General features: G+C 66.8%; 9 protein-coding genes and 2 tRNA genes. 3 read left to right on the forward strand and 8 right to left on the reverse strand.

The annotated features are described in order from the left end of the window. The 3 genes from FKP22_RS11795 to surE form a co-directional block, all read right to left on the reverse strand. The coding region (locus FKP22_RS11795) for a LysM peptidoglycan-binding domain-containing protein (RefSeq protein WP_141287690.1) at positions 1–398 on the reverse strand (398 nt) is incomplete at its 3' end. Positions 399–417: 19 nt separating this feature from the next. Next, the gene (locus FKP22_RS11800) at positions 418–1,245 is read right to left on the reverse strand and encodes a protein-L-isoaspartate(D-aspartate) O-methyltransferase (RefSeq protein ID WP_375140576.1); all 828 of its coding nucleotides are present in this window, start codon (positions 1,243–1,245) and stop codon (positions 418–420) included. After that, positions 1,242–2,024 (reverse strand): 5'/3'-nucleotidase SurE, encoded by a 783-nt coding sequence (gene surE / locus FKP22_RS11805; RefSeq protein ID WP_141287691.1) that lies wholly within the window; start codon positions 2,022–2,024, stop codon positions 1,242–1,244. The genes FKP22_RS11800 and surE overlap by 4 nt, the downstream gene beginning before the upstream one ends. 135 nt (positions 2,025–2,159) lie before the next feature. Here surE and FKP22_RS11810 point away from each other — a divergent pair, with 135 nt between their 5' ends. The 3 genes from FKP22_RS11810 to FKP22_RS11820 all read left to right on the forward strand — a co-directional run bounded on the left by FKP22_RS11810 (position 2,160) and on the right by FKP22_RS11820 (position 6,395). Then, positions 2,160–3,137, forward strand: a complete 978-nt coding sequence (locus FKP22_RS11810) for an NADPH:quinone oxidoreductase family protein (RefSeq protein ID WP_141287692.1) — start codon at positions 2,160–2,162, stop codon at positions 3,135–3,137. Between the two features lie 124 nt (positions 3,138–3,261). Continuing rightward, entirely contained in the window at positions 3,262–4,017 is a 756-nt protein-coding gene (locus tag FKP22_RS11815) for a LuxR C-terminal-related transcriptional regulator (RefSeq protein WP_141287693.1), read from the forward strand. A 71-nt stretch (positions 4,018–4,088) separates the two neighbouring features. Further along, positions 4,089–6,395: a sensor histidine kinase gene (locus tag FKP22_RS11820; RefSeq protein WP_141287694.1), complete on the forward strand. Its 2,307-nt coding sequence runs from the start codon at positions 4,089–4,091 to the stop codon at positions 6,393–6,395. A gap of 173 nt (positions 6,396–6,568) precedes the next feature. Here the strand turns inward: FKP22_RS11820 and FKP22_RS11825 are convergent. The 5 genes from FKP22_RS11825 to FKP22_RS11845 all read right to left on the reverse strand — a co-directional run. Then, a tRNA-His gene (locus tag FKP22_RS11825) sits at positions 6,569–6,644 on the reverse strand. Between the two features lie 59 nt (positions 6,645–6,703). Then, a complete protein-coding gene (locus FKP22_RS11830; protein WP_141287695.1) occupies positions 6,704–8,617 on the reverse strand; it encodes a SurA N-terminal domain-containing protein in 1,914 nt (637 codons plus the stop codon). Between the two features lie 127 nt (positions 8,618–8,744). Further along, positions 8,745–8,820 (reverse strand) — tRNA-Val (locus tag FKP22_RS11835). Positions 8,821–8,838: 18 nt separating this feature from the next. Further along, positions 8,839–9,111, reverse strand: a complete 273-nt coding sequence (locus tag FKP22_RS11840) for an HU family DNA-binding protein (RefSeq protein ID WP_141287698.1) — start codon at positions 9,109–9,111, stop codon at positions 8,839–8,841. Positions 9,112–9,460: 349 nt separating this feature from the next. After that, positions 9,461–9,930 (reverse strand): EamA family transporter (locus FKP22_RS11845; RefSeq protein ID WP_141287696.1); only part of this gene is annotated, 470 nt, incomplete at its 5' end.

The following is a 9,930-nucleotide window of genomic DNA, read 5'->3' on the forward strand; positions in this document are numbered from 1 at the left end:
TCGACCTTGGCGGCCGCCACCGGCTTGGTCGCGGCAGCACCGGGCTCCTGGCCTGGTGGCACAACGCGCAGCACCTGGCCCACCTCGATCACGTTCGGGTTGTCCATGCTGTTCCAGCGCGCCAGGTCACGCCAGGCCTGGCCGGTTTCCAGCGCGATGCGCATCAGCGTGTCGCCAGGCTTCACGATGTAGGTACCGGGCTTGGCCTCGGCCGGCGGCACGACGCTGCCGCTCTTGGACGGATCTGCGGCGGCACTGGCGCTGTAGGCAGCGGAGCCCCGACCCGCACCACGATCTTCGACCGGCGCCTGATTCTTGGTGGTGGTGCACGCCGCAAGCGTGGTGACGGCCACCAATGCAAGCCACGTGGACCAACGGCAGCCACGGAACATGGTCATGGCGATTCTTTTCCCTGAGTCAACTGATGCCGGATTTTAAGGGGACGAACTGGACCGCCTCGCCCAAGGTCCGGCGAAAGCCTTGAGGGGTCCGATCCACCACCACCAGCACCTGCCCGCGGCCATCGGCCGCGCGCGCCGGTGCGATCAACCTGCCCCCCACCGCCAGCTGCTGCAGCCAGGCCTGCGGCAGGTCCTCGCCACCGGCCGCCGCGACAATGCTGTCGTAGGGCGCCCGCAGCGGATGACCCAGCATGCCGTCGCCGTACAGCAACTCGCAGCGCGGCGTCTGCAAGCCGGCCAGTTGGCGCACCGCCACGTCATGCAGCGCGCGCAGGCGTTCGATCGACACCACCTGCTGCGCCACTTCGGCCAGCAGCGCGGTCTGGTAGCCGCAACCGGTGCCGATCTCCAGCACGCGCCCGAGGTGACCATGCCCGCGCGCCGACTCGCCCAGGAACAGCCACTCCAGCATGCGCGCAACCACCGAAGGTTTGGAGATGGTTTGCCCCAGGCCGATGGGCAGGCTGGTGTCTTCATAAGCCTGCGCCGCCAGCGCCGAATCGACAAAGCGGTGCCGGGGCACGCGAAGCATGGCTTGCAGCACCGGCTCGCTGCGCACGCCCTCGCCACGCAGCCGCTGCACCATGCGTTCGCGCACCGCCGGGTTGTCCAGCCCCAGGCCGGAAGGGGTGCTGAGCAAGCGCGCATCACGGGCCGCTTCGTGCAGCAGGCGCTGTGGCCGCAGCAGTTCGGGCCTGGCTTTGGCGGCGGCAGGCTTGGCCTGGTGCAAGGACGCAGGAAATCTGGCGCTCGGTCGGTCGGTCGGATCCTTCGGCTTGTTCACAGCCGGCCGATCCGGCTCAGCTGCGCCTGCCAGCCGGGCAGCGCGGCATGGTCGGTCAGGTCGACCTGCAGCGGCGTGATCGAGACCTGGCCGTTGGCCACCGCGTGGAAATCGGTGCCGGGGCCGGCTTCGCGCGCATCGCCGGCCGGGCCTATCCAGTAGATCGGCTCGCCGCGCGGATTGGTCTGGTGGATCACCGGCGAGCTGGCATGGCGCCGGCCCAGGCGGGTCGTGACCCAGGGCAGCTGATCGGCGTCGGGCCGGTTCGGGATGTTGACGTTCAGCAGCCACGGCACGGCCAGCGGCTCGCCTGGCTTGATCAGCGGCAGCACCGACTCGATCACCGCGCGCGCCACGCGGGCTGCGGCGTCGAGGTGGGTCCAGCCCTTCTCGGCCTGCGAAAACGCAATGGCCGGCACGCCGAACAGGTAGCCCTCCATCGCCGCCGCAACGGTGCCGGAGTACAGCGTGTCGTCGCCCATGTTGGCACCCTGGTTGATGCCGGAAACGACCAGGTCGGGCCGGTGCGGCAGCAGCCCTGTCAGCGCGACGTGCACGCTGTCCGACGGCGTGCCATTGACATAGCGAAAACCCGCCTGCTGCGTGCCCACCGCCTCGTAGACAGACAGCGGCCGGTTCAGGCTCAATGCGTTGGAAGTGCCACTGGCATTCTGCTCGGGCGCGATCACGTCGATCTCGCCGAGCCCACGGCAGGCTTCGGCCAGCGCGGCGAGGCCGGGCGCGAGGTAACCATCGTCATTGGCAATCAGGATTCGCATGCGGCGCATTGTAGGCAGCGCGTCACCTGCGAGACGCTGGGGTCGCACCCTGCTGACTATGATCGTTCGAGGATTGCACGGCAGGCGGTCCGCAGACCTGCCCGAGCCATCACATTCATCCACTGGAGACACGACATGCATGCCTGGCTTTGCGAAACCACCGACGGTCCCGAGGCCCTGGTCTGGAAGGAAACCCCCACGCCCGAGCCCGGCGAAGGCGAGGTGCGCATCGCGGTGAAGGCCGCCAGCCTGAACTTCCCGGACATCCTGATCACCCAGGGCAAGTACCAGTTCAAGCCGCCGCTGCCCTTTGTGCCGGGCGCCGAATACGCTGGCATCGTGGACAAGGTCGGCCCCGGTGTCAGCCACTTGCAGCCCGGCATGCCGGTCGCGGCGATTGCCGGCACTGGCGGCTTCGGCACCCACGCGTGCGTGAAGGCTGCCCAGGTGCTGCCGCTGCCGCCCGGCTTCAAGCTGGAAGACGCGGCGGCCTTTGCATTCACCTACGGCACCTCGCACCACGCGCTGATCGACCGCGGCGCGCTGCAGGCCGGCGAAACTGTGCTGGTGCTGGGCGCTGCGGGCGGCGTGGGCACGGCAGCCATCCAGATCGCCAAGGCCGCTGGTGCGCGCGTGATCGCCGCCGCGTCCACCGACGAGAAGTGCGAAACATGCCGAGCACTGGGCGCCGACGCCACCATCAACTACGGCCGCGAGAAGCTGCGCGATGCGCTGGCCGCGCTGACCGGCGGCAAGGGCCCGGACCTGGTCTACGACCCGATTGGCGGCGACCTGGCCGAGCAGGCCTTTCGCTCCATTGCCTGGCGCGGCCGCTACCTGGTGATCGGCTTTGCCGCCGGCGGCATTCCGGCGCTGCCGTTCAACCTGCCGCTGCTCAAGGGTGCCTCGGTGGTCGGCGTGTTCTGGGGCGACTTCGTCAAGCGCGAACCCGGCAACAGCGCGCGTGCGCTGGCCGAGCTGAGCCAGTGGTATGCCGAAGGCAAGGTCAAGCCGGTGATCGACGAGTTGCTGCCGATCTCCGAACTGCCGCGGGCCTACCGCCGCATGGCCGGCCGCGAAGTGCGTGGCAAGCTGGTGATGACGCTGGATTGACGCCCCGACCGCGGCATTGTTCCGCCCTGGTCTCCGCTTGCAGCCCCCACAATCGAGGGCAAGTGCCACCACTGCGCCTGCTAGCATGCGCAGTGGTATTTGGAGTCATCAGGGAGATTCGTTCATGTCAGTCAAGGTGTTGATCCTCGAAGACAACCCGGTGGCACGCGACTTCCTGTCGCGTGTGCTGCGGGAAAGCTTCAGCGATCCGATCTCGATCACCGAGGCCGGCGATCTGGAAACCGCGCGCGCGCAGATCGCGCTGACCGGTCCGCAAGGCCTGCACGGAGCCGATCCGTTCAAGCTGATGCTGGTGGACCTCGAGTTGCCCGACGGCAATGGCCTGGAGCTGCTGGCCGAGCTCACCAACTACCCGGCGACCAAGGTCGTCACCACGCTGTATTCCGACGACGAGCATCTCTTCCCGGCGCTGCAGTGCGGGGCCGACGGCTACCTGCTGAAGGAAGACCGCTTCGAGGTGCTGGTCGAAGAGTTGCGCAAGATCGTGCTGGGCCAGCCACCGCTGTCGCCGGCGATTGCCCGCCGGCTGCTGACCCACTTCCGCTTCAGCGGCACGCCAGTGGACCCGCAGGCCCCCGCGCCGCTGACCACGCCGATGAACCCGCCAGTCAACGCGCCGGCTGCCAGCAGCAAGCCGCCGGTGCCGATCGAGCGACCGGTGGAAATGCCACACCTCACGCCGCGCGAGATCGAGGTCCTGACCTACCTGAGCAAGGGCTTCACGATCAAAGAGATCGCGAACCTGATGGGCATCAAGTGGTTCACGGTGAACGACCACATCAAGTCGATCTACCGCAAGCTGAACGTCTCCAGCCGCGCAGAAGCCGCCGTGCTGGCGAGCAAGCAAGGCCTGGTATGACGCAGCGGCGAGCCGGCAGCCCCGCCTCGCCCTTCCTGCCGCCCCATCTGGGGTTGCCCACCCTCTGACCCTTGTACGGCCTGGCCGCCGTGGTGCTGGCACCGCAAGGCAACGCCGGCCCCACCGCGATGAACACGACGAACTGGTCCGACTCGCTGGGTCCCTCCTCGGTCCTGCCCCCGCTGGAGCTTGAGCGACCGCCGGCTGACAACGGTGGCCCGGGCCGGACCCAGCGCATCGCGTGGCGGCGACAGGCGCTGCTGCTGGCTGCCGTGATCGGCTGCCTGACGGTCTTCATGCTGGCACGCGCGATGGCCAACAACCCGCACATCGCTGCCGAGTGGCGCACGACGGCCAGCGGCCACCTGGAGCTCGCCGACACGCCGCTGCTCTCGCTCAAGCCCTTTGTCGGCCGCGAACTGGACGCAGTGGTATCGCCGGACGGGGAAGTGCTGCCGTTCGGCGTGCTGACCATCTCGCATTCGGCCCGCTGGATCACCGATGACGCCGTGCGGCGCGACCTGGTGAAGGTGCGGCTGGCCACGGCGCAATCGCTGGAAGCGGGCCAGGTCACGCTGCGCTTTCGTGATGGCGCACAGGTCGAACTCAAGCCACGCCCACGTGGCTACGGCAGCCTGGGCGCGATGTTCTGGCTGATGAGCGCTTTTGCGATGGTGCTGTTCCTGGTCGGCTGGATCGTGCCGCTGGTGCAACCGCAGTTGCGCAACCTGCTGTACGCGGTGATGGCGCATGCGCAGGCCGCGCAGCTGCTGCTGGCTGCCGTCGCCTCGGTGCCGGCGCTGGCGCTGCCGTCGCTGATGGTGCTGCGTGAATCCAGTGTGCACGCGGTGCTGGAGGCCGTCACTGGCGCCGCCATCGTGCATGCCGCGTCCCTGCATCCGGCCCGGCTGAAAGGCCGCTGGCTGATCGCCGCGGCCGCCTGGGCCGCCACGCTGGCCTACGCCCTGCCCTCGCTGTCCGGCACGCTGACGCACGACTGGTGGTGGGGCCAATCGCTGCTGCTGAGCGACGGGCTGGTGTGCATCGCGCTGCTGAGCTGGTCCCACCGCAACGAGCCGCATCCATTTGCGGTGGTCATGCGCCGCTTCTGCGTGGTCACCGTGGCCACGCTGGCGCTGCTGACGCTGGCCGTCTCGATGCGCCCGCACCTGCCACCGGAAGTGCAGCCGGTGGCTTCGGTCGGGCCGGTGATCTGGGGCGTGTTCTTCGCCTCGGTGGTGCTGCTGGTGCCCTTCATCTCGCGCTCGCAGAACGTGATGCGTGAGTTCGCGATGCTGGCCGGCATCAGCACCATTGCCACCTCGGTGGACCTGCTGTTTGTCGCAGTCTTCTCGTTCAGCCAGTTCACCTCGCTGACGCTGTCGCTGTTCCTCGCGCTGGGCGCGTACGCGGCCATCCGCCAGTGGCTGGTAAGCCAGATGATGGGCGCGCGCGCCTTGACCACCGAGCGCATGTTCCAGCACCTGTACCGCATTGCGCGCGAGGTGGAGGCGCGGCCAGAGCGCGCGGCAGACCGCATGATCGAGCTGCTGCGCAATGTCTTCGAACCACTGGAAACCCACCGCAGTGCCGGCCGCGCACAGCAAAGCCGGATTGCCGGCAACGGCGCCGTGCTGCAGGTGCCGCTGCCCAACCTGACCGACAACCCGACAGTGGATGGCATGGTCTCGCTGCGCTTTGCCGAGCGCGGCAAGCGCCTGTTCACGCAGGAAGACGCGCGCCTGGCCGACCGCGTGCTGGAACAGCTGATGCGCGCGCTGGCACACGACCGTGCGGTCGAGCGCGGCCGCAGCGAAGAGCGCACCCGCATCGCGCAAGACCTGCACGACGACATTGGCGCCCGCCTGCTGACGCTGATGTACAAGTCGCAGAGCAAGGAAATGGAAGAGTACGTGCGGCACACGCTGCAGGACTTGAAGACCCTGACCCGCGGCCTTGCCGCCAAGCACCACCCGCTGGCACTGGCCGCTGCCGAGTGGAAGACCGACATCACGACCCGGCTGGAAGCCGTGCGCTGCGAACTGGAATGGCATGCCCACTTCGACCAGGAAGTGACGCTGAGCATGATCCAGTGGTCCTCGCTGACCCGCATCCTGCGCGAACTGGTCAGCAACGTGATCTCGCACTCCAAGGCCTCGCACGTGCGCATCGAGTGCCGGCTGCACAACGGCCGCTTCAGCTTCGAGCTGGCCGATGACGGCGTGGGCCGCGAACCGGCCAAATGGTCCCACGGCCTGGGCCTGGGCGGCATTCGCAAGCGCGTGAAGCTGTTGAACGGCACCGTGCGCTGGCAGGAGCGCGACCCGGTGGGCACGTTGTGCAGCGTAGACATCCCACAACTCGTCCGACCCGATTAGTTGGGACACCCGGCTTCGCGGGTACGCGAAGCCACCCGCCGAGCGGGTTACGCAGGCCGCTTGGGAGCGGCCCGGCGCTGGCCTGCGTTTTGGGGCACCCGCCCTCGCGGGGATGCAAAGCCACAAAGCAAAACGGCGACAAGAACTGAATCTTGTCGCCGTTTCTCATTGGGTGGGGTGGCTAATGGGACTCGAACCCACGACAACCAGAATCACAATCTGGGACTCTACCAACTGAGCTATAGCCACCACCGGAAGCCTATGATTATAGCCATCAATCTAGCCCCTTGGCAGAGGCCAGCGGCGAATTAATTTGCCTCGGCGGCGGAAGCCGCGGGCTCCGGGGCCTTGAGCTTGATGTCGACCTTGTAGCGGCGCTTCAGTGCCTCGTAGTAGGCCGCCGTCTCGGCGCTGGCCAGGGCCCGGGCCACGGCGGGCTGGGCGCTGGCGACATCGGCGTCGCCTGCAATGCGCGGCAAGCTCTTGAGCACCTTCAGCACCGCGAAACCCTGGGCGCCCAGGTCCACGCCCACAACGGCAGGTGCCTTGCTCAGGTCAGCCGCCAGCGCTGCGTCCACCACCTGGCGCGGCAGGCCCTGGTCCTTGGCGCGCGAGACGGTCACGGCTTGCGGCAAGGCCTCGGCCGGGTTCTGCTTCAGCGCAGCCACGCGGGCTTCGCCCTCCTTGCGGGCCGCCGCGGCGGCCTGCTCGGCCTGCACCTGCTTCAGCACGTCGTCATGCACCTCCGCCAAGGGGCGCAGGTGCTCGGGCTGGTATTCGGTGACGCGGGCCGCGACCATCTGGCTGGGGCCGGTTTCAATCGCCTGGGTGTTGCGCTTGTTCTTCAGCACTTCGTTGCCGAACACCGCATCCAGCAGCTTGGCCGAGGCCAGCGGGCCAGCGGCATTCGGCACCGGCTGGCGCCGGACCGAGGCGTTGAGCTTGGTCAGCTTGAGCTTGTCGACGACAGGCTGCAGCGAGTCGCTCTGGTCTTCGACGGTGTTGGAGAACTCTTCGGCTGCGGCCGCATAGTTCTTCTGCGCCGCCTGCTTGCTCACCTCGTCCACGATCTCGGCGCGCACGCTGTCGAAAGGCTTGACCTGCCCACCGCGCACATCGGTCAGCTTGATGATGTGAAAGCCGTAGTCGGACTCGACCACCTTGCTCAGCTCGTCCTTCTTCATCGCGAAGGCGGCATCTTCAAACGGCTTGGTCATCGCGCCACGGCCGAAGAAATCCAGGTCGCCGCCCTTCTCTGCAGAGCCGGGGTCGGCCGAGTTCTTCTTGGCCAGTTCGGCAAAACGCTCAGGCTGCTTGCTCAGCTCAGCCAGCAGGCCCTCGGCTTTTTCCTTGGCCTTGGCGCGCTCGGCGGCCGGCGCATCCTTGGCAGCCGCGATCAGGATGTGGCTGGCGCGGCGCTCTTCCGGTGCGGTGTAGCGCAAGGCCTTGTTCTGCTCATAGTAGGTCTTCAGGTCTTCCTCGCTGACCTGGACCTGCTTCTGCAGTTGCGCCAGGTCCAGCACCACATACTCGATCTTGGCGACCTCCGGCGAATGGAACTGGCTGCCATGCGCCTTGTAGAAGGCCTCGATCTCGGCATCGGTGGGTTTGACCTTGTCCATGTAGGCGCCGGCCTCGAAGCGCTGCAGCTGCACCTCGCGCTGGTCCAGCAAGGCGTTCACATTGGCGCTCAGCAAGGCCTTGCCGGTAACGGCAGACTCGTTCACGCCGGCCAACACCTGGCGCATCGCATATTGCTGGCGCACACGTTCCTGGAACTGGGTCGCGGTCATGCCTTGCGCCGCGAGGAATTCCTTGTTCAGGGAACCGTCGGGCTTGCGCAGCATCGCGAACTGCGGGTCTGCCACGAACAGCTGCTGCAGCCGCAGGTCGGAAACCCCCAGGTTCTGCTTGGCGACTGCCGTCTCCATGACGCGCTCGCGCACCAACTCGTCCAGCGTCTGGCGCTTCATCTCGGGCGTGTCGAACAACTTCACGTCGATGTTGGGCATGCGCTCGCGCATCTGCTCGATCTGCTGGCGGTGCGCGGCATCGAGCTCGCTCTGCTTGATGGCACGGCCGTCCACCTTGGCCACCGTGGCGGCGGCGTCGCTGGTGAAGCTGGAGTAGCCCTGCAATCCGAAGAAGACGAAGGACGGAAAAATCAGCAACACCAGCAGGCCTTGCAGCAGGCGGTTGTGCGAACGGACGAAATCGAACATGTGACTTGTGCCTTGGTGGAATACGGCGCTCGCCGGAAACAACAAAGGCGAACCGTTGAGTTCGCCTTTTGTTCCTGGCTGCGCACGTCGCGCGGGATTCTAATCAATGCCCGGCGGGGCGCTGCGGTGGTGGGTGCTGAGGGGCTCGAACCCCCGACCTACGCCGTGTAAAGGCGCCGCTCTACCAACTGAGCTAAGCACCCGCAGCTTCAACAAATTCTTCAGTTCAACGCGTCTTTCAGGCCCTTGCCTGGACGGAACTTCGGCACCTTGGCCGCCTTGATCTTGATTGGCTCACTCGTACGCGGATTGCGGCCGGTGCGGGCAGCGCGCTTTGTCACCGCGAAGGTGCCAAACCCAACGATCGACACGCTGCCACCTTTTTTCAAGGTGGTCTTCACCCCACCGATCATCGCCTCCAGCGCGCGCGTGGCGGCTGCCTTGGAGATGTCGGCCTGCAGGGCGATGTGCTCGATCATTTCAGACTTGTTCACGAAAGTACCCCCTCTCTCAATGGTGCAGCAACGACGCCGGACAACAATCGGTTTCATGCTGCCCCACCGGCTCAGCGGCTGGGCTGCAGGCGCCGTGCTTGCGCTGCTCCTGTCACCAGTGCTTCCGCTGCCAAGACAGGCCAGAACCTGACCAGACCCGGTTGCTGCAGGCCATGCAGACCAGAGAAGAAAGGGGCGAGACGAGAGAGAAAAAGCCTTGGGGAAAAACCGCTGTCCGGGCAAAAAATCATTACAGCGTCCACCCGTGGCGGTGTCAAGCGCGGATGCGGATTCTATGCGTAAACACCCGTTCTCCAGAGGACGATGCCAGCCGGCCTTCGTCAAGCCTTCAGGGCTGCCGCACGACCAGCGCCACGCCCAGCGCCGTCAGCACCATGCCGGCCAGCATGTCGGCACTCAGCGGCTCGCCAAACAGCAGCGCGGCCATCAAGGCCGTGCAAGGCGGCACCAGGTACATCAGGCTGGTGACCTGCGTCGCCGCACCGCGCTGTATCAGCAGGTAGAGCAAGGAACTGCCGCCCAGCGTCAGCACGCCAACCGACCAGGCCATGGACGCCACCAACGGCCAGCCCCAGTCCATGACCTCGGGCTCCAGCAGCGCCAGCGGCAAGGTGACGAGGAAAGCAGCGCCCATCTGCACCAGTCCCGCGCTGCGCACGTCGCAAGCCGCCACATGGGCTTTTTGATACAAGGTGCCCACGGTGATGCCGGCCAGCGCCAGCAGCGCGAGCGCCAGGTTGGCCGCGTGCAGTTCACCGGCGCCCAGCTTGTGGCGTACCACCAGGAACAGCCCCAGCA

The organism is Ideonella azotifigens (genome assembly GCF_006519715.1).
In the GTDB taxonomy this organism is placed as follows: domain Bacteria; phylum Pseudomonadota; class Gammaproteobacteria; order Burkholderiales; family Burkholderiaceae_C; genus Ideonella; species Ideonella azotifigens.